This window comes from Ardenticatenales bacterium (assembly GCA_020634515.1).
GTDB lineage: Bacteria > Chloroflexota > Anaerolineae > Promineifilales > Promineifilaceae > JAGVTM01.
Genome location: JACKBL010000002.1, coordinates 1,031,859 through 1,053,732 on the forward strand (window position 1 = coordinate 1,031,859; position 21,874 = coordinate 1,053,732).

The window sequence follows — 21,874 nt, forward strand, 5'->3', positions numbered from 1 at the left end:
CGGCGCGCACGGTTCTTACACGGCGGCCACCGCATGGGCATAGAGCGCATCCGCCAGGGCCTCAATCTCGCCGCCGCGTGCCAGTTTTGCGTGCCAGTCAGCCGGAATGCCGCCGACGCCATAGAATGCGCCGGCAAGCTGCCCGTAGACGGCGGCGGTTGTATCCGCATCCTGGCCCAAATTGGCGGCCAGCAGGCAACCCGCGCGAAAATCCTCACTATGATAAAACGCCCACAAAGCGGCCTCCAGACTCTTGACGACGTAGCCGCTGCCCTCAATTTGCGGCGGTTGCCGCTCCTTGAAGGAGCCGGCGGCGATTTCCGCGATTTCCGGAACCAGCGGCTGCCGCAACCAGAGACCAGGCACGGGTGTGAAGTGGTCGCCAAGCAGGGTCGGTTTGTCCACGCCGGCCAGCGCGCCCAATAGCAGCGCGGCCATATAGCGGCAGGCGTCTACGGCGGTGGGGGCGGCGTGGGTGGTGCGCGAGCTGTCGGCGGCGCGAGCGATGGCCGTCTCCGGTTGGCGGGCGAAGAACAGCACCACGGGCGAAAGGCGCATCAGAGAGCCGTTGCCGGCACTATACCTGTCCGTTGCGCCGCTGTAAGGATTGCCCGTCTCCTGAAAGCGTTGTAGCGCCCGCGCCACTGTGCCCCCGATGTCAAAACAGACGCCATTACTGCTCCAGTACCCCTCCGTTTGCCAGCGCACATACCGCTGCATCTGGTCGGCGGGATCAAACGCGCCCGTTTCCACCAGGCTGGCCGCCAGGCACATGGCCATGGACGTATCATCCGTCCATTCGCCGGGGCGCAAACGGAACGGACCCCCGCCTGCCATGTCCTCAACCGGCGTGAACTGACCCGGCTGCGTAAACTCCAGGGTTGTTCCCACCGCATCTCCGGCGGCCAGCCCACACAGGCTACCACGATATCGTTCTCGAAGGTTCATTTTATGCTCCTGAGCAGGGTCGAACGAACGCGGCACAATGCGGACACCGCGGACACCATTGGCGTAATCCGTGATCATGTTTTCTCGCCCCGTGGTACGCTTCGCGCGTGCAGCAGGTCAAAAAAGAAAAGGAACGCGCCCTGGATGAAGATGCCCCAGCCATGTCCGTGCCATTTTTCTTGCTCGTGGCGCGCCAGACGCAGCCCGCCCAGCATGTACAGCACGTCCAATCCGGCATTGACGAGGAGGAGACGGCGCAGTGAGGCGGCTTCTTGCGCCAGGGCAGCGGGGGTGTTGGCTTGGGGGTCGCCCGCTTTTTGTGTGTTGGCGCGCTGTCCGATGAGGGCGATGCCGGCATCTACCACCCCCCAACACACCGCCTGACTGCCCACGCCGTGCCAGAAGGGCCGCCGCGTCAGCCACAACGCCGCGCCGCCAACTGCGCTAAAACCACTCCACGCCAGCAGCCGCCGCGCCAGTTGCCTCTGGAAAATTCTCAGTTCCATGCGCCGTCTCCCGCCATTGGCAATGCCTGCCGCGCCAATTTTGCCGCCAGTTTGCCGGACAGCATGACCATTGGCACGCCGCCGCCGGGGTGTGTCGTGCCACCGACGAAGAAAAGGCCCGGCACTTCCTTGCTGCGATTGTGTGGGCGGTGGAAAGGAGCCAACACGCTGTTCATGCCCGTGCCGTACAGCGCCCCGCGATAGGCCGCCGTCATCTTGCCCAGGTCCACCGGCGTCAGCAGGCGTTCGGCGCGAATCCGGTCCCGCACGTCCACCCCATGCGCCGCCAGCCGCGCCAGCACCCGATCCCGGTAGGACGCGGCCTCCCGACGCCAATCAAATTGCGGCCCGGTAGCCGGCGCGTTGACCAGCACAAACCAGTTTTCGTGCCCGGCGGGCGCGTGCGCGGGGTCCGTTTTGCCGGTGATGGCGACGTAGATGGTTGGGTCCGTCGGCGGCGTGCCGCGCGTGAAGATGTCGTCAAACTCGCGGCGGTAGTCGCTGCTGAAGAAGATGTTGTGGTGCGCCAGTTGGGGGTGTTGCCCGGCCACGCCGAGCAGCATGACGAACCCGGAGCAGGAGGGTTCGATTCTTTCTAGTTGCGCGCGCCGTCGGGATACAGTGGCGGATGCCGGCAGCAGTCGCTGGTAGACGGTCGTGACATCCACGTTAGCGATGATGGCGGCGGCGGGTCGTTCGCGCCCGTCTGTCAGGCGCGCGCCTGCTGCCCGGCCATTGCGGACAACGATTTCGCGCACGTCGCACCCTGTTTCAATCGTCACGCCCAGTTCCCGCGCCAGCCGCGCCAGCGCCTCGGCGATGGTGTAGATGCCTCCCTGCGGATACCAGACGCCGCCGGCCAATTCGACGTGGGCGATGACGTTGAGGGTGCTGGAGGCGTGAAACGGGCTGGCCCCGACGTAGGTGGCAAAGCGGCCCAGCAGTTGGCGCAGGTGCGGTGAGCGTACGTGCCGCTCAATCCGCGCCTGCATGGTGCGCCACGCATCCACTTGCAGGCCATCGCGCGGGGAAACCTGGGTCAAGGTGCGCCAGGTGGGCGGCTCTCCATAAATGAAGAGTGGTCCGGTGAGGCGGTGGAGCCGCGCTGCGTAAGCGAGGAAGGCCAGGTAGCCTTCGCCATCGCGGGGGTCGAGGGCTTCGATTTGCGGGAGCAGGCGGGAGAGGTCGCGGGTGGCATCGAGGACGATGCCGTCCGGGTAGAAGTAGCGGGTGAGGGGTTCGACGGGCAGCAGGGTGAGGTAGTCTTCCAGGCGTCGCCCGGTGGTGGTGAAAAGCTCGGCGATCACGTGACGCATGGTGATGACGGAGGGGCCGGTGTCCCAGCGGTAGCCGTGGTCTTGCCACTGGCTCATTTTGCCGCCGACGGTGCTGTTTTTTTCGAGGATGGTGACGGGAATGCCGGCATTCGCCAGCCACACCGCCGCCGTCAATCCGCCAATTCCCGCGCCAATCACAATCACCGGAGCTTTGTCGCGTGGACTACCCATCGGTCACCACCCTCCCTTTCCATCGCGGCCCGCCCTGATGCCGCCACCAGAGCGCCTGGCCCGCAACCACCGTCATCAACAACACCGACAGCGGCATCAGCAGCGCGTCCCGCGGACGCTGCCCTGTCAGCCAGGCCGTCAACGCTCGCGTCAGCAGCCCCAAACCCACCAACAGCGCCGGCCATGCCGGCCAGCCGGGGAAGTTCATGCGCCATCCCAACAAGAGCCAGACCCAGGGTAGCAGGAAAACGGCCCAGTGAAAAATCGTCGCCAGCAGCAGCAATAGCACGCTGTTCCCGTAGCCCGCCAGGATATTCTTGCCAAACCCGCGCCGCGCGTCCGCCCAACCGGCATACATGCGGCAGCGCACCAGCCCGGCCCCATCCGCCAGCCGTAGCCTGCCACCCACGCCTTTTACCCGTCGCGCGAGGGTCACGTCCTCCAGCACACTGCCGCGCACGGCCTCATGACCGCCAATTTTCGCATAGGCAGCGTGGCGGAAGGCGAGGCACTGCCCGTTGGCGGCGGCGAAAATCGGCCACGGCGTATGATGCGTCAGCGGCAGCGGCAAATAGGCCAGCACCGCCAGGGCCATCAGGGGAACGACCAATCGCTCGCCCCACGTTTCCGTCTGCTGCGTGGGCCACACGCTGAGCAGGTCGGCCTGTGTGGCGACCATCTCGGCGACGACGGCGGCCACGCCGTCCGGTTCCCAGCGTACGTCTGCGTCCGTGAAGATGAGGATTTCGCCATCTGCCGCCTGCGCGAGTTGGTGACATGCCCAATTTTTGCCCAGCCACTGTGCCGGCAGCGGCCGCCCTCGCAGCACTTGAAAACGAGCATCGCCCGCCGCCGCCGCTGCCGCCGCCGTCGCTGTGCCGTCGTCCGACTGGTCGTCCAACAGCAGCAGCTCCATGTTCGCGTACGTTTGTTGCCGCAGGGCGCGCACTGTTTCCCCAATGTGGGCCGCTTCGTTCCGCGCGGGAATGAGGACGGAGACGCGCGGCTGGCGGGAAGCCGCTGCCGTCGTCCCCAACCGTCGCCAGAAAAAGGCGTTGAGGAGCGCAGTCAACGTCATCACTAACAGCGGCGCGAGAACGAGAACGGATACGATCCTCATGTGCCGATTCTCCAGGTCCGCGCCTTCAGCCACGGGCGTGGCGTAGGGCGATGGCGCAGGTCGGCCCGCTGTTTCCAGGCCAAAGTAAGCCCGCTGAGGAGGCCAATCAGGCCGATTTCCACCGGCGCGGGCCGCCAGCCGAGCAGGTTCCAGGCGGGAGGGGAAAGCAGCAAGTAGGCCAGCAAACTACCGTAGGCCAGCATCACGGCCCAACCATCCACGGCAATGATGGCGTACCAGATGCCGAGGAGCAGACCCAGTCCGGTGGGGCCTTCCCAAACGGTCAGCCCGGTCCAGACGCCCAGGGTGGTGGCGACGGCTTTGCCGCCGTGCCCACCGAGGAATGGTGAGAAAGCGTGGCCGAGAATAGGGGCGATAGCGATCAGGATCAGCGGCCAGCCACGCCAACCCAGGCCGAAATGCACAATGCTTACGGGGACGACACCCTTGCTGTAGTCCAGCACGGCGGCGAGTGCGAACCATCCGTGCCCACCGGCGCGCAACACATTCGTGGCCCCGGGATTGCCGTCCCCCACGTGGCGGATGTTGGCGCCCAGGGCCAGCCGCCCGATCCAGACGGAGAAGGGGAGCGCGCCGCAGAGGAAGCTGAGAACAAAGGCCAAGAGCGTGGTCATCGCGCGACCTCCACGGCGGGTGTTGTGAGGGGGGAGGTGTCTTTCCGCGTGGCGTAGGCCCAGGCCAACATGCCGCCCATGACCAGGCCGCCGACGAGTCCGGGGCCAATCAGCCCCCAAAAGAGGATCAGGCCGATGGTTTCCAGCGCCCAGGTGATGGTGTAAATGAGCAGGAGAGGACGCACAGGCAAGGCGTGGGGGCGCAGGATGAGGGTAAGCAGGCTGGCGACGATGAACCAGCCGAGGTAGTTTAGCCAGGGAATGCCGAAGTAGCCGCCCGGTTCCTGCCATACCCAGAAGCCCCAATGCACCATTTGGGGGTCCAGGAAGAAGTCCCACGCGGTGAAGGCCAGACCGCTGGCAAGGGCGAAGCGGAGACCGCCTGATCCGCGCGCGATCCGGCTGCCGACGGCCCACGCGGGGGGCAGCATCATCATCCAGGCCAGGGGGATAATGAGGGGGACGTGCCGGATTTGTGGCTGGAGGGTGGGGGTGTAGGCGTAGCGTCCGAATGGGAGGCCGGTGGTGGAGCCAATGGCTTCGACGCCCCAGGCGAGGAGGAAGACGGCGGCGGTGGTGGTTAGCGTGCGCCGCGGCGGCCATTGTTGGCTAAGGATAGCCAGGACGGTGAGAAGCTGGAGCAGGACGCCGGCACTGATAACCCAGGGACGGGCCGGTGCGCCGAAGATGGCGTCGAGGATGGGGGTGAGTATCATGACGACCAGCCAGGCACCGAGAAACCAGGCGTAACCGGGCAGGGTTTTCCCCCAGTTGCGTGGAGGTGGAAATGCCGGCATTTTCATCTAACGCTCCCAGGCATGGCGCGGACCAGCAGACGTGTGCGGCTGGCCGGGGCCAACATAAGCGCGAGGCCGAAGACGACGAGCACATTGGTTACAAGGAAAAAGATGAACTCTTCGATGGGGAGAATGCCGGCAATCAACACATTTAATGACTGCTCCGGGCTGATTGTCCAGGTACCCCCATTAATGGCCAGTGCGTCCACGAACCCCAAGTACAGCGTCGAAATCGTGATAGTGAGCAGTAACGCTCGACGCGCCTGCCACAGTATATCCGCGCCAAATACGAGTTGCAAAATGATAGGCGGTAGCGCCCAGACCAGTTCTAGCGCCAGGTAGGTCCCCGGAGCCCAGCCGGAAGCCAGCACCACGGTCATGATAATCGCCACGCCCCCCAGCAGAATGGCCGGAACCTGTCGCAGCCAATGCAAACGTGGCGATGGGCGCGCGTCCGGCGGCAGGCGGCGCAACAACCAGAACAGCAGCAGACCGGTAAAAATCGGCTGCAACAAGAAGAATGTGTACTCTTCAATCGGAACCCACCCCAATGTCAGACCTGTGACCAGGGCCGGGTCGTAGTACCAAACCCCGGTCGCTACCAGGTAGTTGTCCCATGGTGTTGTATAAATCAGGGCGATGACAACCAGAGCGGCAAGGGCTTGCCAGGGCGCGATGCCTTTGCTGGCGCCTGATGGCGTGGACGTTGCGCGGCGGCGATCCCAGGCGTGCAGACCCAGCAGCAACAAAATCGGGATAACGAGAAAGCGTAAGAGAATGCCAAAATAGGTCATGACCAGAATCTCCAGCGGCGGGAAAAATCGTGTAGTAGGACGGTGGCGGCGTTGCGCCCGGCTGCCCCCATGATGCCGCCGCCAGGGTGGGTGCTGGCTCCTGTAAAGTACAATCCCTTGATGGGGCCGCGATAGTTGCCCATCGTCAGCGCGGGGCGCAGCAGGAACATCTGGTCCACGGACATTTCCAGGTGCATGACGTTGCCGCGGAGCAACCCCAGCGTGCGTTCCAGGTACAGGGGCGTTTCGATCAGTTGGCCGATGACGGCGTCGGTGACGTTGGGGGCATATTCGGCCAGCTTGGCCAGCATCCGGTCCGCCTCTCGCCGGGCGATGTCGTCCCAGTTTTCCCGCGAAGCCAGTTCATACGGGTAATACTGTCCCCAGAGAAAGAGGGTGTGTTGGCCTGGGGGGGCCAGGGTAGGGTCTACGGCGGAAAACGTCATGGCGATGAGGGCGGGGTCGCGGGAGGGCGTGCCGCCGAGATAGTCGCCATAGGCACGGTCCAGGTAGTCCAGGTCGGGGCAGATAAACTGCAAGGCGCGGTGCTGCGGTCCGGCAACGCCGTCAGGTGGCGAGGGCAGCGCCGTGTAGTTGGGGAGTTCGCGCATGGCGTAGCGCACGATCATGCCAAAGCCGTTGCCGATGCGGGACTTTTGCAGCAGGCTGCGGGATTTTTGCGGAATTTCTCCATCCTGGAGCAAACCCAATGTGGTGTGGATGTGCGCGCCGGAGACGACGGCGCGGGCGGTGATGCGGCGACCATCGCTTGTTTCCACGCCAACGGCGCGTCCGTTCTGCGTGAGGATGCGGCGCACGGGGGCGTCGGTCATGATGTGGCCGCTGTGTGCCTGGATCATGCGCGCCAGGGCTTGCGTTAACATGCCGGAGCCACCGCGCGGGCGGCGCACGCCGCTGACGTGGTACATGGGATGCCAGAGGGCGAAGGGGGCGCTGAAGGGTTCGGTGGGCGGGGGGCCGGATTGGGCGGCCATCCAGCCGATGAGGGCTTGCACCTGGGGGGTTTCAAACGTTTGCCGCAGCAGGGGGCCGTAGCCGCGGAGGATGTCGGCCAGGCGGTCGATGTTGTCGCGCCCCAGGCCGCTGCGCCATCCCAATGTTTTGGCAAGGTTGAGGGGGGAGGGGCGCTGCATGAAGGCGTCTACCATGGCGGCGGCGAGTGGCTGCCATTCGCGTATGAAGCGGGCGTAATTGTCGGCGTCACGGGGGGAAATGCCGGCAATTTCATCATACGTGCGATCCAGGTCTTTCCAAATGGTCAGGGAGCGGCGATCGGGGTAGGGCGCGAAGAAAAGGGGATCGACGTCAATGTATTCCAGGCCATACGCCTCCAGGCCTAAATCGGCGACGATGGGCGTGTGGTTGATGAGGATGTGCGCGGAGCCGCCGAGGTCAAAGCGGAAGCCGGGCACGTGTTCCTCCGTGACCACCGCGCCGCCAACGATAGGGCGGCGTTCCACCAGGCAAACGCGATAGCCTGCCTGGGCCAGGTAGGCGGCGCAGACGAGGGCGTTGTGCCCCGCGCCAATGAAGACAGCATCGTAGTCGGTCATGCGGTTTCCCGGCTGCGCCACCAGATACCGGGTAGGCGGCGCAATTTGCCCCAGCCGCTGACGTGAGCGCGGCGGGAGAATACGTCGTAGTCGTGGGCTTCGATGTCGGCCAGGATGCCGCGGTATAGTTCGGCGGCGGCGGCGATGGCAAAGCGTCCGCTGGGGTCGAGCAGGGCGATGCCGGGCCAGGCTTCTTCGTAGAGTTGATGGTTGCGGGCGATTTGGAAGCGCATGAAGTCGCGCCAGGCGGGGGTGACTATGCCGCGTTCCAGGTCGGCGGCGCTGAGGCCGTAGGCGGCGAGTTCTTCACGGGGCAGGTAGATGCGCCCGTTCTGGTAGTCCTGGGCGACGTCGCGCAGGATGTTGGTTAGCTGTAGGGCGACGCCCAGTTTGATGGCGTAGGGGATGGCGTGTGTGCCGGCATAACCGGTGATGTGCATACTCATGAGGCCGACGGTGGAGGCGACGCTGTAGCAGTAGGTGGTGAGGTCGGTGAATGTTTCATAGGAGGTTTGCACCAGGTCGCGGGCGACGCCGTCCAGGAGTTGGTGGGCGTAGTGGAGGGGGATGTGGTGGCGCAGGCGGGCGTCGGTCCAGGCGAGGACGACGGGGTCTTCGGTGTGCGGGCTGCCGCTGAGGGCTTGTTGTCGCCACTGCGCCAGTTGGTCGGCGATGTTGCCACTGCCGCGATCGACGATGTCGTCACTGACGCGGCAGAAGGCGTAGAGGGCACGCACGGCGCGGCGTTTGTCCGCGGGGAGCAGACCAGAGGCCATGTGGAATGAGCGGCTGTGCCGCGCGGTGATGGCTTCGCAGGTGGCGTAGGCTTGCTGCAAGTGGGTGTTGGGGATGTTGTGGGTGCGGGGGGAGAATGCCGGCATTCCCTCTCCCGAACTCTGCGCCAACGAAAGCAAATTGTGTTCCCATGCCGTGTTTACGAATGTCATTGCGCTCTCCAGAGGAAAAGGGATGAGGTATGAGGTGTGAGGTGTCCCTTATGCCAGGGCCAGTTCCGGCGCGGCGTAGTGGGTGGGGGCGGGGCGGTGGCTGCCGACGGGCGCCGGTCCGCCGATTAACTCGTCCACGATTTTGGCGGAGGCGAGAACGCCGGGGATACCCGCTCCCGGATGCGTGCCCGCGCCCACGAAGTAGAGATTGTCGAAGTCCTCGGAGCGGTTGTGCGGGCGGAACCAGGCGGATTGCGTCAGCGTGGGCTGCACGGAGAAGGCGGAGCCGAGGTGGCTGTTCAGCGTGTTTTGGAAGTGCAGCGGGTCGATCACATGCTCGGCGACCAGATTGGCTTGCAAGTCGGGCAGGTAGTTGTCCTCCAGGAACTGCATGATGGCGTCACGGTATGGTTTGGCGGCGGTGCGCCAATCAATGTTCGCGCCCAGGTGGGGCACGGGGGAGAGGACGTAGAATGCTTCATGTCCGGGCGGGGCGATGGAGGGATCGGTGAGCGTGGGCATGTGCAGGTAGAGCGAAAAGTCTTCGGGCAGATCGCCGTTGGCGAAGATGTCGCGCAGCAGTCCTTTGTACCGTTCGCTGAGGATGATGTTGTGGTGTGTGAGGGCGGAATCGGTGTAGCGGCGCTTTGTGCCGAAGTAGATGACGAAGAGGGACATGCTGTACTTCATGTTGCGGATGCGGCGGTCGCTGTTCTTGCGCCGGTTGGCGGCGGGGATCATGTTCAGGTAGGTGTGGGCGACGTCCGCGTTGGAGATAACGATGTCTGCGTGGTGGACTGTGCCGTCCGCCAGGCGAATGCCATGTGCATGGCGGCCGGTTGTCAAGATTTCGTCTACTTCCGCGTTTAGCACCACTTTGCCGCCCAAATCGCTGAAGAGGCGGCCCATGCCGTTGACGATGGCGCCTGTGCCGCCCATCGCATAATGCACGCCCCACTGTCGTTCGAGGTAGTGGATGAGGACGTAAAGGGAGGCGGCGTCCAGTGGGTTGCCGCCAATGAGCAGGGGGTGGAATGAGAAGCAGCGGCGCAGGAAGTCGTCTTTGATGAAGCGGGAGACGTAGCCGTAGACGCTGCGGTAGGATTGGAGGCGTATGAGGTCGGGGGCGACTTTGAGCATGTCGCCGACGCGCAGGAATGGCTTGTCAATTAAGGACATGCCGGCATCGAAGATGTCTTTGGTTGTCTTGATGAAGGCGGTGTAGCCGTCGCGGTCTTGTGGGTTCCAGCGGTCAATCTGGTCCAGGGTGAAGTTGTGGTCGCCGTTGTAGTCGAAGGCGCGTCCCTGGTGGTCGAAGATGCGATAGAAGGGGTCGAGGGGGACAATTTGGAAGTAGTCGCTGGCGTTTTTGCCGGCACTTTCCCAAATCTCATCAAACATAAATGGCGCGGTGATGACGGTTGGGCCGCCATCAAACTTGAATCCGTTCTGCTCGTAGACGTAGGCGCGGCCACCCAACTTGTCTCGTTTCTCAAAAATCGTCACCCGATGACCGCGTGCCGCCAGGCGGATGGCCGCGGCCAGCCCACCAAACCCACTGCCGATGACGATGACGTTTTTTACTTCGCTGTTTCCTATCACTGCTGCCTTCCTTATGGTCCAAGCCGTGTCGCACACTGGTAACTATTCACGACCATCTTCCCGGAAGCTGCTTGATGCTCAATGATTGGAATAACGAGTCGCTTTGGGCTTGAAATCGCGCTTCTGGGGATATTGAGGATCATGTACCCCAGAGGCTGAATAGTCACGCACATCTTTTGTTCAGATACGTGTCCATTATACGGTGTTCGTCTATGATTTGTCAAGACTTTGTCGAGCAATTGGCGGGATTTTATTTGGCTCTCATCTTTATGTCGGGCGGCAGGCGAGCGTGGAGAACGTCCGCGTGCATCAGACGACAACCGGCAGGCAAACAAAAACCCACGCCATGACGTGGCGTGGGTCATGTGACGGAAGCGGACTTGTAACGGCTAGGCCAGATTGGACCAATTGGCTCAGGTGAAACTGGTCCTATCTCCAGAGGTCGCCCGGAGTTACGCGGACTCTACGAATTCGGGTCGCTTGTCAGTTTGGGTAGGGCGCGGAGCGCGTTGTCTACTTTTGGTCCCAATCCCGTAGGGCCTTTTTCAGCAAGAGCTGCACCGCGCTGTCTGGAATCTGTCCAGGACTTGCATAGAAGCGTCCGTCCACTTCGATTTGCAGTGTCCCGGAGGCGCCACCTATGAGGCGCACCCGTCGCCCGGCCATCTCCGGCGTGGCTTGAAGGTGGCGCTGCAAGATGGCGTTTATCTGCGCGGCAATGTCGGTTTGCATGGGCGGAGGAGGCGGGGGCGTCGCGCGACCTGTCAAGGAGGGGCGGCGTGAGGTTGGGGTTGCCGGTTCTTCGGATGGCGCGGACAGTGTTTGCAGGAATGCTTCTTGTCTTTCCTGGATGGCTTCCGGCGTTTCCGTGGGGCGGATTGCCGGGGCCAGACCGGCTTCCACCAGCGTGTCGTAGCCGCCGGCAAAGCTAACCAGTTCGCCGATGGCCGCCAGTACACGCTGGCGCAGCGGTCCTACGGGCAGTTCTTCCAGTTTTTCGTAGCGGTGGTTGCCTACCTTGACGACGAGTTTCCCCAGCGGCGGCAGTCGCAAGGCAGTCATGACTTCGAGTTCCCGATCCATGTTGGAATCACCTCTCACTGTTGACAGCGTGGGCAGTAATGCGTGCCGCGCCCGCCCAGGACGATGCGTTCAATGGGCTGGCCGCAGTGATTACAGGGGTTGCCCGTGCGGCGGAAAACTTGTACGGCGTTTTGCATGTCCCCTTTTTGCCCGTCTGGTTTGACGTAAAGGTCAATGCTGGCTCCTTCGCGGTCGATGCCCAGTTGCAGGACGTGGCGAATGCCGGCATACAAGGCCATCACCTCTTCCTCCAATAAACTAGCCGCGCTCCGTCGTGGATCAATGCGTGCGGCGTACAATGCCTCGTCTGCGTAGATGTTGCCAATGCCGGCAATAAATGACTGATCCAGCAGTAGCGGTTTGATTGCCCGCTGCCGTCCTTGGAGCCGCTCTCGCAGCACCTCTGGCGTAAATGCCGGCTCTAGCGGCTCCGGTCCCAGGCTGCCCAACACCGTCCGCGGGTTTTGGGTAAGGTAAATCTGGCCGAATTTACGCTGATCCCGGAAACGAAGCTCCGCGCCGTTGTCCAGATGGAAGACGGTGTGGATGTGCGGGTGCATCGGTTGGTCAGGCGCGACTACTGCCAGGTGGCCGGACATGCGCAGGTGGATGATCAGCGTCTCCGGGCTGTCCAGGTGGAACACCAGATATTTGCCGCGTCGAGAGAGGTTGGTTATGCGGCTGCCGCGGAGGCGGGCGGCGAATTCTGGCAGGTCCAGGCGGGCGATGTGGCGTGGCCAATCATTCCAGATGCCTACGATCATCCGCCCGCGCAGCAGCGGGCGCAGTGCGCGGACACTGGTTTCGACTTCGGGTAGCTCAGGCATGGCGTGTGGGGGAGGGTGATACGAATTTCATGAATGGACACGACGGGTATTTTATACAAGAAAGTGGCCGCTTTCGTAGAAGAGTTCATCGTCCACCCAAATCTGGCCGCCGTCGCGCATGTCGCAGATCATGTCCCAGTGGATGGCGGAGCGGTTACGGCTGCCGGTTTGCGGATAGCCGGCACCCAGGGCCATGTGGAACGTGCCGCCGATCTTCTCGTCAAACAGGATGGACCTGGTAAAGCGGTTGATGCCGTTGTTTGTGCCAATGGCGAATTCGCCCAGGTAGCGCGCGCCGGGGTCGGTGTTGAGGGCGCTTTGGAGGATGGCTTCGCCTTTGCCGGCATTTGCCCGAACCACCTCACCGTCCCGAAAATGCAGCTCAACCCCTTCCACCTCGCGCCCCTGGTAGATGGCCGGATACGTAAAGCGCACCCAACCATTCACCGACTCCTCCACGGGACCGGTGAAAATCTCGCCGCTGGGCATGTTGTTACGGCCATCGGAGTTGATAAAAACGCGGTCGGCAATGGAAAGCGTGAGATCGGCGTGGGGACCTTGCACGCGCACCTGCTTTTTGCCATGCAGCCAGTCAACCAGGCGGCTTTGCGTGGCGGACATGGCGCGCCAGGCGGCTGCCGGGTCGTCGCGGTCAATGAAGCAGGCGCGGTAAACGAAATCCTCATACTCCGTGAGCGACATGTCTGCGTCCTGCGCCTGTGGGTTCGTGGGGAAGAGCGTGCCCACCCAGCGCATCTGGCCGGCGGCGCTGCGACGCATACGGATGTCCAGGAGTTCCCGCTGGGCTTTTTGTCGCAGGGCCTGGCGCGCGGGATCGACGCTGCTGAGGGTGCGGGTGTTGCTGCCGCCGCTGATGTAGATGCGGCAGTCGTACGTTTCCGTGATGAGCAGGTGCGCCGGATCGATGAATTGGATCTGGTCGTCGTTCCCTTCTTTGAGGAGGATTTCTTCCAGGGCGTAATCCTGCAATTGGATGAAGGGGTGGGCGCCTGCTTGAATGACGGCGCGGTAGGTTGCGATTAATGCCGGCATCACCCCCGCCGCCCCCATAATCACCACCTTATCGCCCGGCTGCGCCGCCACGCAATAATTTGTCAACAAACTCGCTAATTTCTCCACACGAGGATCATTCATAACGTATCCATTCCCATTACTTGTGACGACAATTCAGGTAGGGCGCACACGCACGAGCCAGTGCCCCGCCACCTGATTATACCTTCCTTGCGCCCACCATTCCATGCCTTTGTGCATTATGGTAAAATATCAGTGACGCGAATACGTGTTACTCTATATTTCGCCGCGTACAATCGCGTCCTATTTGCCGGCTATTACCCTTTCCCCATGTATCCCGAAGATCGCGTTCTCGTTGCCTATGTCCCCACCCCCGCCGACTTTGCCCTCATTGAGGCGGAGCATTGGTATCGTATCCCCCGGCGATACGCCCCCAAGGGGTTGTATGCGGAGTACTTCGCTTTTTACTTCAGCCGTCATTTTGGGGCGCGGAAATGGGCCGTTCACGCCTATGCCCGCCGCCTGGGGCACGAATTGATGACGCGCCAGGCGCTGTTGCCGCACGAACCGGACCATCCGCGTGCCCACGCGCTCTATTACAAAGTGCAGCTTGGTCCGGTGCAGTGGCTGGAGCGCCCGATCATCAGCCTGCGTTGGCGGCGCATCACGTTTATTCACACGACCTGGGACCGCTTCCAAAATGCGGCGGAGATCAACGACCTGCTGGTGGACAGCGCCGACTTTGTGGACCGCGCCTTTGCCACGCTGCGCGAGCGGGACGAGGAGGAGTGAGGGGGACGGGCGGGGGCGACGATTTCAGGCCTGTGGGAACTGCAAAAAGAGGTTTTCCAGCACCAGGCGGGTGTTGGCGTTGTGTTGCAACTGCCACAGCGCGGTCTGGGTGTGCTTGAGGCTGGCAACGATAGCCGGTTTGCCCCAGGTCGTAGCCAGCGGTTGCATTTGCGCCAGTTGATCGACGTGGACGACACGCGCGGACTGTTGCCAGGCCACCAGCGCCATATCGCGCCACCAGGCAACCCACGTTTGCAGCAGCGCGGGGAGTTCTTCCGCTTTGTTCGCCAGTTTTTCCGCTTGCTGGAAGCGTTCTAACAGGGAGCCGTGGAGGATGGCGTGCAGTTGCGCCAGACTGGCGGTGTGCGCTTCTCGCAGTTGTGGGTCGGTGGCGGCCTGGATGGCCCATCCGAGGCGACCGTCGGCCAGGTGGCCCAGGTGTTCGGCTTGTTCTGGCGCAATGCGCCGGCGGCTTTGTAGGGCGTCGATGATGGTGTTGAGGGGAAGGGGGCGGAGGGGAAGATGCCGGCATCTCGACCCAATCGTCGGCAGCAAACTTTCCGCATCCGTCGCCGTCAGCAGCAGCACCACCTGGCGCGGCGGCTCCTCCAGCGTCTTCAAAAACGCATTCGCCGCGCTGGCATTCGCCGCCTCAAACTGGCGCAAAATCGCCACCTTCCAGCGCGCCTCATAAGCCGCCAGCGACAACTCCTGTTGCAGCGTGCGAATCTGGTCAATTTTGATAATGGGATTGCCGCGGCTGCCCACCTCCGGCTGCAACAGACGCACATCCGTGTGGCGATCCGCCGCAATAAGCTGGCAGGGGCGACACTTGCCACACGGGCGCGCCGCCACATCCGCCGCCTGGCAGTTCAGCGCCTGCGCAAACGTGCGCGCCAACGTCGTTTTGCCCACCTGCGCCGGCCCCGTAATCAGGTAAGCGTGCCCTACCCGCTCATGCCGGATCGCCGCCCGCAAAATATCCACGGCCCAATCATGGCCGACAATTCTGTTCCACTCGTTCATCTATCCATCCCGAAATGATATTGCGCCCGCATCACCCGCGTATTTTATGGGAAAGCGGAATCTTTTCAATGCTCTGGCGTAAACGTGGCCTGAGCTTGTCGCAGGTCGTCGGTTTCCACATGCTCAACCGACGCCGCCCGATGTTTTGAGATGACGCGGAAAGCGGGCGATCTGGCATCCGTCAACTCCTGAGCAAAGCCCTTGTAAACGGATGCGCCCTTATTTTCATGTCGGGTTATAATAGCCGCATGGAACCGTTATTTATCTCTGGCGAATCATTGACAATGGATGACGTCGTATCCGTCGCGCGCGATTTTCGGCCCGTGCGATTGGACCCGGCGGCGCTGCCGCGCATTCAGCGGACTCGGATGGCGGTGGAAAAACTGGTGGCGGAGGATGCCATTGTCTACGGCATCACCACGGGATTTGGTCGTTTCAAGGACAAAGTGATTCCCCACGACCAGGTGCGGCAGTTGCAACAGAACCTGGTACGCAGCCACGCCGTTGGCGTCGGCCCACTTCTGGACGAGGCCGCCGTGCGCGCCCTGACGCTGGTGCGCGCCAATACGCTGGCAAAGGGCTTCTCCGGCGTGCGCCCGATGGTGATTGAACACCTGCTGGCGTTGCTCAATCATGGCGTGCATCCTCGCATCCCCGCGCAGGGTTCCCTGGGAGCCAGCGGCGATCTGGCCCCGTTGGCGCACCTGGCGCTGGTCCTCATTGGCGAAGGCGAAGCCACCTGGCAGGGAACGTGCCTGCCGGGGGGCGAGGCGCTGACGCGGGTGGGGTTGGAGCCGCTGCAACTGGGGGCGAAGGAAGGGCTGGCCCTGCTGAATGGCACGGCGTTCATGGTGGGATTGGGGGCGCTGGCGGTGCGGCGGGGGATCAACCTGGCGCTGACGGCGGACGCGGCGGCGTGTCTCAGCCTGGAGGCGCTGCATGGCACGGACCGCGCCTTTGATGCCCGCGTTCATGCGGTGCGCCCGCATCCGCGACAAATTGACTGCGCCACTTTTTTGCGGCGGCTGCTGCACGGGAGCGATTTTGTGCGCCGCCACGATCCATATCATGTGCAGGACCCGTACACGCTGCGCTGCGTGCCGCAGGTGCATGGGGCGATTCGGGATGCGATTGCGTACGCGCAGTGGGTGATCGGCATTGAGTTGAATTCCGTGAATGACAATCCGATCATTTTCGTGGATGAGGAAACGGACGGGGTGGAGGTGATTAGTGCCGGCAATTTCCACGGTGAACCCGTGGCCATCGCCATGGACTACATGACCCTGGCCCTGACTGAACTGGGCAACATCAGCGAACGACGCGCTGCCCGCCTGGTGGACGCGGACAGCAACGGGCATGTGCTGCCCATGTTCCTCACGGCGCACGGTGGCCTGGAGAGCGGCTACATGATGGTCCAGTACACGGCCGCCGCTCTGGCCAGCGAGAATAAAGTGCTGGCTCATCCTGCCTGCGCGGACACGATTCCCACCAGTGCGAATGTAGAGGACCACGTGAGCATGGGCGCGACGGCGGTGCGTCAGGCGCGGCAGGTGTTGGACCATGTGGAGACGATTGTGGCGATTGAGTTGCTGCTGGCGGCGCAGGGGGTCGATTTTCGGCGGCGAGTATTGGGGCAAGAGGCGCGCCTGGGGGCGGGAACGGCGGTTGTTTATGAGTTGGTGCGCGAGGCGGTCCCATTTGTGGATCATGACGTGGTTTTGGCCCCGTATATGGAGAAGGTGAGGGAGATGGTGAATGCCGGCATTTTCAAAGAAGCCATTGAGTCGGCCGTAGGAGAAAAGCCATGACGCCTTTGTCAACAACCCGGCGCGTTCCGGGCGAACCTGCGAAGTACCGCGAACCGGATCTGATGTTTCTGGCCGCGGCCTATTTGCACCGGGTCAAGGCGCACTACTGGGACGGAGCAGACCTGGTGATGGGAGTTGTCAGCGGGAGTGCGGCGGACCGCCGGCGGGATTTGGTGGTGAAGCGAGGGGAGTATGCGCGTGCCGGCATTTCCGAATACTGGCTCATTGATCCGGACGCGGCCCAAATCACCGTCTTAACCCTGGCGGGCGACGATTATAGCGTACACGGCGTGTTCCCTCCCGGTTCGATGGCGGACTCCATCCTCCTTCCAGGATTTAGCCTGGACGTCGCCGCCGTCCTGGACGCGGCCACAACATAGTTCCTTTGGTAAACGCGCCTGCTTACGAAAAGCACGCCGCAAGGAAAGCCCAAAATGAAAGTTGAACGTCTGGTCATCAACAGGTTTAAGCGATTTGATAAGTACGAAATTGACTTCCGCGATCAAACGTTGGGGGAGATCAGCAATCGCTACCTGATTTTGGGTGACAATGGCGCGGGCAAAACCACCATTCTGCAGGCCATTGCCCTCCCATTGGCATTGGCGACACGCCAGGTATACCAGGTACAGGACTTTGACTGGATTGGGTTTCAGTCCGGGAGATATGCCCGCTGGGGGCTTCCACGTATTGAAGTCACCATCAAGTTTAGTGCGGAAGAGATAGAAACGAATCGTGAGCTGGCTCTTCGCTGGCGTGATACCAAACCGGCTGACTTTTGGCTTAATCGTCATTTCATACCCCCAGGTGAAAAATCCCGGATAACGCTTGTATTGGATGGTTTCAAACTCACTAATCCCGTTGATGAGTTAAGCCAGTTCTGGGGACGATATTATTTGCTGGGTTTGCTGCGCAACAATCCGGCCGAAAAGAGCAAATTTTCTGGCGTTCCGCGCGTTTTTTGGTTCGATCAGTTCCGCAACCTGGCGTCGCCGCCATCATCACCGGAAACCGATAAGGTTGATCAAGAAAATGGTCAGAATAATGGACATAGCGGTGGCGGACGGCTTAATTATGAGGCTGGTGTGGGACAATTGCGCGAGTACTTGTTAGGTTGGGATTATCGTCGCCGGGTATTGACTTCGGAACAGGATTATTTGCAGAAACTTGACCAACTATATCAGCGCATTTTTCCATCACGCACCGTATTGGGCGGCATTGAACCGATGTCAGACTCACCAGATTCACGCGAGTACTACTTCCTCATCCGTGACGGCGACGGACGCACTTACGATATAGCGGAGATGTCGGCTGGCGAACAAAATGTGTTTCCTATTTTGTATGAGTTTGTGCGTCAGCAGATAGGCTATTCCGTTATCTTGATTGATGAAGTGGATCTGAATCTACATCCGCCAGCGGCGCAGGCATTGGCCGCGCAACTGCCTAAAATTGATCCCACCAGCCAGTTCATCATGACGACCCATTCCGAAGCGGTGAGCAATGTCATGCGGGAAGAAGTGATTCACCGTTTGCCAGGGGGGGCGTTATGCCTGTAGCGCTGTTGTTTTGCGAGGGTGGAGGTAGTAGCCCGGATGCCATTGTACTCAACCACGTTCTCGCAGGAACTGGTTGCGAGATTCGCCCAGGCGGTGGCAAACATGAACTGAGTAAACGAATTATGGCCACACGCGCCAAAGGGTTGCGTAGTGCCGGCATTCGAGACCGTGATTTTGATGATGAAGAAAGCAGCGAATCGCTTTCCCTTCCGCAAAAATGGTCTGAGAATTGGGATGATAAAGAGGAATGGCTTGGTTGGCAGTGGGAACGGCGGGAGATAGAAAACTACCTGCTTGACCCTCAGGTTGTTCAAAAGGCATTGGGCGACGAGGCTCCTGACCCACGGCGGTTTGAAGAGGCGTTAACAAAGGCATGTACTGAACTTGGCTTTTATATGGCGGCTAGACACACTTTGTCTTCATCTCGACGTCGCTTTGAGCGTCTGGAAAACCGTTGGGGCCGGAAGCGAGGGCAAGGGAAGCATCCTTTACCCGACGAACGCACGGAAAAATCTTGCCGTCAGGCCCTTAAAGACAACCTCCAAAAATGGATGAGAGGAAACCAGGTCAACGTCAATGAAGTAATGGCCCGATTTGAGAGTTTTATCCCTCTTTACCAGGCGGGAGGCGTCTATTATGAGCGCGCTTTGACGTTTTTTGCCGGCAAAGACATCCTCTACACAATGGAACCAGAATTGACAAGTATGGGTTTCATTTCACCATTGGGTTTTCGCAATAAAGTGATCAGCGGTATTGAAAAAGCCGCGGATGCCTGGACGTGGCTGCCGGAGTGGGGCAGGCTGCGGCAGGAAGTAATGAGAGCGCGTTTCCCTTGAAATTGAACAAAAACAGGTACTATTCACGAGCATCTTCCCGGAAGCTGTTTTGATGCCACTTGACATTGAGCTTCCGGGAAGATCTCCGGTCTGAATAGATATCAAAAGCATGGAGTAGAACGGAGTATTCCCATGAGAGAAGTTGTTATTGTCAGTGCCGTGCGCACGCCGATTGGTCGGCTGGCGGGGGCGCTTTCCGATGTGCGCCCGGATGATCTGGCGGCGTTGGTGATCAAAGAAGTGGTGAACCGTGCCGGCATTAATCCCGCGGAAATCGAGGAAGTCATCTTCGGCTGCGCCAACCAGGCCGGCGAAGACAATCGCAACGTGGCCCGCATGGCCACCCTGCTCGCCGGGCTGCCCCATCACGTCCCCGCCGTGACCGTCAACCGCCTCTGCGCCAGTGGCCTGAACGCCGTGAACCAGGCGGCGCGCGCCATTGCCGTGGGCGAGGGAGACATCTACGTGGCCGGCGGCGTGGAAAGCATGACGCGCGCCCCCTACTCCTTCCCCAAAAACGCGCGCGCCTGGGGACCTGCCGGCAACGTCACCGGCTGGGACACCACGCTCGGCTGGCGTTACCCGAACCCCAATATGGAGGCCCTGTTCCCCCTGGAAGCTATGGGAGAAACGGCGGAAAACATCTACGAGATGAGCTGCGCCGGCCAGATTGAGGGGGGCGAGATCAGCCGCGCGGAGCAGGATGCGTTTGCCTATGAAAGCCAGCGGCGCGCCTGCACGGCCATCAACGCGGGCCGATTCCAGGCGGAAATCGTGCCCGTGCCCATTCCCCAGCGCAAAGGCCCGCCCGTGATGGTGGATACGGATGAGCATCCCCGTATCGTCAAGGGCGATAACGGGTATGAACTGGATACCAGCCCGCAGATTCTGGCGAAGTTGCGTCCCGCTTTTCGCCAGGGCGGGACGGTGACGGCGGGTAATGCCAGTGGCCTGAATGATGGGGCGAGCGCGTTGGTGCTGATGGCGGCGGAGAGGGCGGCGGCGCTGGGTGTCCAGCCGCTGGCGCGATGGGTGGCGGCGGCGGCGGCCGGGGTTGATCCGCGTACGATGGGGTTGGGGCCAGTGCCGGCATCGCGCAAAGCCCTCCAACGCGCCCACCTCACCCTCAACGACATCAACCTGGTCGAACTCAATGAAGCGTTCGCCGTGCAATCCCTGGCCGTCATGCGTGAATTGGGGCTGCGACCCGAAATCACCAACGTCAACGGCGGCGCCATTGCCCTCGGCCACCCCTTGGGCTGCTCCGGCGCGCGCATCCTCACCACGTTGCTGTACGAAATGCGGCGGCGCGCCGCGGAAGGCGAGCACATGCGCTACGGTTTGGCGACGCTGTGCGTGGGCGTGGGGCAGGGCGAAGCAACGATCATTGAGTTGCTGTAAACCGTTCGCGGGAGCCGTCTTTGCGGCGGCTCCTCTCGCTTGAGGCTGTATGCACGTATTCATCACCGGCGGCACGGGCTTTATTGGCGCGAATCTGACCGCGGCGCTGAACCAACGCGGCATCACGCCGCGTCTGCTGCACCGCCAGACGTCTTCGCGGCAGGCGTTGGCGGGTCTCGCTTATGAATCCGTCATTGGCGACGTGCTAGACTCCCCGGAGACGCTGGCGGCGGCCCTGGAGGGCTGCGAGTGGGTTTTTCACGTGGCCGCCGTGGCCGACTATTGGCGACAACAGCCAGATTGGGTATATCGCGTCAACGTGGGCGGCACGCAAAACGTGCTGCAAGCGGCGCGATTGGCGGGCGTGTCGCGGCTGGTGTTTACCAGTTCGATGGCGGCTATGGGCGTGCCGGCATCAGGCGAACTGCTCACCGAGGATAGCCCCTTTAATCTGCCGCCCCAGGCGTGGCCCTATGGTCACAGCAAGTTTATGGCGGAAATTGAAGTGCGAAAAGCAGTAGAAGCGGGTCTGGAAGCCGTCATCGTGAATCCTGCCGTGGTGCTGGGTCCGCGTGACGTTAATCAAATCTCCGGTTCCATCATCGTCGAGGCCGCGCGCGGGCTGGCGAAGATGAATCTGCCCGGGGGCACAAACTACGTGGCCGTGCAGGATGTGGTGGCGGGGCATCTGGCGGCGGCGGAGAAGGGGCGCGCGGGCGAGCGTTACATCCTGGGGCACATCAATCTGCCGCACGCGGAGGCGCTGGCGACGATTTGCCAGGTGTTGGAAAAGCGTCCGCCGACACTGAACCTGCCGCGATGGAGCCTGCCCCTGGCGGCGGCGGGGGTGCGCGCATCGCGGCGCGTGTTGGGCAATCGTGTGCCTTTTGATGAAAACCAGGTGCGGATGTTAGGGGCGTTTGTGTACGCAGACGTGACCAAAGCCACGCGGGAGTTGGACTTGCCGCGGACGCCATTTCTCCAAGTGGTGCAGGAAACCGTGGCATGGTATCGAACGCAAGGGATTATCTAATCAGCCGATCCCTAAAGGTCTTGGAGACCTTCGTAGCCCGATTTTCCAAATC

At 61.7% G+C, this 21,874-nt stretch carries 21 protein-coding genes; 7 read left to right on the forward strand and 14 right to left on the reverse strand.

The features are described 5' to 3' along the window. Positions 1 to 15: 15 nt before the first annotated feature. The 13 genes from H6650_08680 to H6650_08740 all read right to left on the reverse strand — a co-directional run bounded on the left by H6650_08680 (position 16) and on the right by H6650_08740 (position 13,496). On the reverse strand, positions 16 to 948 hold the full coding sequence (locus H6650_08680; GenBank protein MCB8952071.1) for an ADP-ribosylglycohydrolase family protein: 933 nt from the start codon (positions 946 to 948) through the stop codon (positions 16 to 18). A 74-nt stretch (positions 949 to 1,022) separates the two neighbouring features. Then, complete coding sequence (locus H6650_08685; GenBank protein ID MCB8952072.1) at positions 1,023 to 1,229, reverse strand: hypothetical protein; 207 nt, start codon at positions 1,227 to 1,229, stop codon at positions 1,023 to 1,025. Positions 1,230 to 1,444: 215 nt separating this feature from the next. Next, entirely contained in the window at positions 1,445 to 2,962 is a 1,518-nt protein-coding gene (gene crtI, locus H6650_08690) for a phytoene desaturase (GenBank protein ID MCB8952073.1), read from the reverse strand. After that, positions 2,955 to 4,082, reverse strand: a complete 1,128-nt coding sequence (locus tag H6650_08695) for a glycosyltransferase (GenBank protein ID MCB8952074.1) — start codon at positions 4,080 to 4,082, stop codon at positions 2,955 to 2,957. The genes crtI and H6650_08695 overlap by 8 nt, the downstream gene beginning before the upstream one ends. After that, a complete protein-coding gene (locus tag H6650_08700) occupies positions 4,079 to 4,717 on the reverse strand; it encodes a glycerol-3-phosphate acyltransferase (GenBank protein ID MCB8952075.1) in 639 nt (212 codons plus the stop codon). The genes H6650_08695 and H6650_08700 overlap by 4 nt, the downstream gene beginning before the upstream one ends. Then, the gene (locus tag H6650_08705; protein ID MCB8952076.1) at positions 4,714 to 5,514 is read right to left on the reverse strand and encodes a carotenoid biosynthesis protein; all 801 of its coding nucleotides are present in this window, start codon (positions 5,512 to 5,514) and stop codon (positions 4,714 to 4,716) included. Before H6650_08705 ends, H6650_08700 begins: the two co-directional genes overlap by 4 nt. Positions 5,515 to 5,516: 2 nt before the next feature. Next, positions 5,517 to 6,308 carry a lycopene cyclase domain-containing protein gene (locus H6650_08710; protein ID MCB8952077.1) on the reverse strand — a complete coding sequence of 264 codons (792 nt, stop codon included), beginning with the start codon at positions 6,306 to 6,308 and terminating at the stop codon, positions 5,517 to 5,519. Next, positions 6,305 to 7,882 (reverse strand): NAD(P)/FAD-dependent oxidoreductase, encoded by a 1,578-nt coding sequence (locus H6650_08715; GenBank protein MCB8952078.1) that lies wholly within the window; start codon positions 7,880 to 7,882, stop codon positions 6,305 to 6,307. The genes H6650_08710 and H6650_08715 overlap by 4 nt, the downstream gene beginning before the upstream one ends. After that, positions 7,879 to 8,829, reverse strand: coding sequence for a phytoene/squalene synthase family protein (locus H6650_08720; GenBank protein MCB8952079.1), 951 nt, complete (start codon positions 8,827 to 8,829; stop codon positions 7,879 to 7,881). The genes H6650_08715 and H6650_08720 overlap by 4 nt, the downstream gene beginning before the upstream one ends. Positions 8,830 to 8,877: 48 nt before the next feature. Continuing rightward, complete coding sequence (locus H6650_08725; GenBank protein ID MCB8952080.1) at positions 8,878 to 10,428, reverse strand: phytoene desaturase; 1,551 nt, start codon at positions 10,426 to 10,428, stop codon at positions 8,878 to 8,880. Between the two features lie 516 nt (positions 10,429 to 10,944). After that, positions 10,945 to 11,514 carry a hypothetical protein gene (locus H6650_08730; GenBank protein ID MCB8952081.1) on the reverse strand — a complete coding sequence of 190 codons (570 nt, stop codon included), beginning with the start codon at positions 11,512 to 11,514 and terminating at the stop codon, positions 10,945 to 10,947. Positions 11,515 to 11,528: 14 nt separating this feature from the next. Further along, positions 11,529 to 12,341, reverse strand: coding sequence for a bifunctional DNA-formamidopyrimidine glycosylase/DNA-(apurinic or apyrimidinic site) lyase (gene mutM, locus H6650_08735; GenBank protein MCB8952082.1), 813 nt, complete (start codon positions 12,339 to 12,341; stop codon positions 11,529 to 11,531). Positions 12,342 to 12,392: 51 nt separating this feature from the next. Beyond that, entirely contained in the window at positions 12,393 to 13,496 is a 1,104-nt protein-coding gene (locus H6650_08740; protein MCB8952083.1) for an aminopeptidase, read from the reverse strand. A 132-nt stretch (positions 13,497 to 13,628) separates the two neighbouring features. Here H6650_08740 and H6650_08745 point away from each other — a divergent pair, with 132 nt between their 5' ends. Beyond that, positions 13,629 to 14,165: a hypothetical protein gene (locus tag H6650_08745; GenBank protein ID MCB8952084.1), complete on the forward strand. Its 537-nt coding sequence runs from the start codon at positions 13,629 to 13,631 to the stop codon at positions 14,163 to 14,165. A gap of 24 nt (positions 14,166 to 14,189) precedes the next feature. Here the strand turns inward: H6650_08745 and holB are convergent, their stop codons facing one another. Beyond that, a complete protein-coding gene (gene holB, locus H6650_08750; GenBank protein MCB8952085.1) occupies positions 14,190 to 15,191 on the reverse strand; it encodes a DNA polymerase III subunit delta' in 1,002 nt (333 codons plus the stop codon). A 248-nt stretch (positions 15,192 to 15,439) separates the two neighbouring features. Here holB and hutH point away from each other — a divergent pair, with 248 nt between their 5' ends. The 6 genes from hutH (at position 15,440) to H6650_08780 (ending at position 21,822) form a co-directional block, all read left to right on the forward strand. Next, positions 15,440 to 16,999, forward strand: coding sequence for a histidine ammonia-lyase (hutH, locus tag H6650_08755; protein MCB8952086.1), 1,560 nt, complete (start codon positions 15,440 to 15,442; stop codon positions 16,997 to 16,999). Continuing rightward, positions 16,996 to 17,379 carry a Uma2 family endonuclease gene (locus H6650_08760; GenBank protein ID MCB8952087.1) on the forward strand — a complete coding sequence of 128 codons (384 nt, stop codon included), beginning with the start codon at positions 16,996 to 16,998 and terminating at the stop codon, positions 17,377 to 17,379. Before hutH ends, H6650_08760 begins: the two co-directional genes overlap by 4 nt. 54 nt (positions 17,380 to 17,433) lie before the next feature. Further along, entirely contained in the window at positions 17,434 to 18,552 is a 1,119-nt protein-coding gene (locus tag H6650_08765) for an ATP-binding protein (GenBank protein ID MCB8952088.1), read from the forward strand. After that, positions 18,543 to 19,388: a hypothetical protein gene (locus H6650_08770; GenBank protein ID MCB8952089.1), complete on the forward strand. Its 846-nt coding sequence runs from the start codon at positions 18,543 to 18,545 to the stop codon at positions 19,386 to 19,388. Before H6650_08765 ends, H6650_08770 begins: the two co-directional genes overlap by 10 nt. Before the next feature lie 132 nt (positions 19,389 to 19,520). Then, positions 19,521 to 20,789 carry a thiolase family protein gene (locus tag H6650_08775; GenBank protein ID MCB8952090.1) on the forward strand — a complete coding sequence of 423 codons (1,269 nt, stop codon included), beginning with the start codon at positions 19,521 to 19,523 and terminating at the stop codon, positions 20,787 to 20,789. A gap of 49 nt (positions 20,790 to 20,838) precedes the next feature. Next, positions 20,839 to 21,822, forward strand: a complete 984-nt coding sequence (locus H6650_08780) for an NAD-dependent epimerase/dehydratase family protein (protein MCB8952091.1) — start codon at positions 20,839 to 20,841, stop codon at positions 21,820 to 21,822. Positions 21,823 to 21,874: the final 52 nt, after the last annotated feature.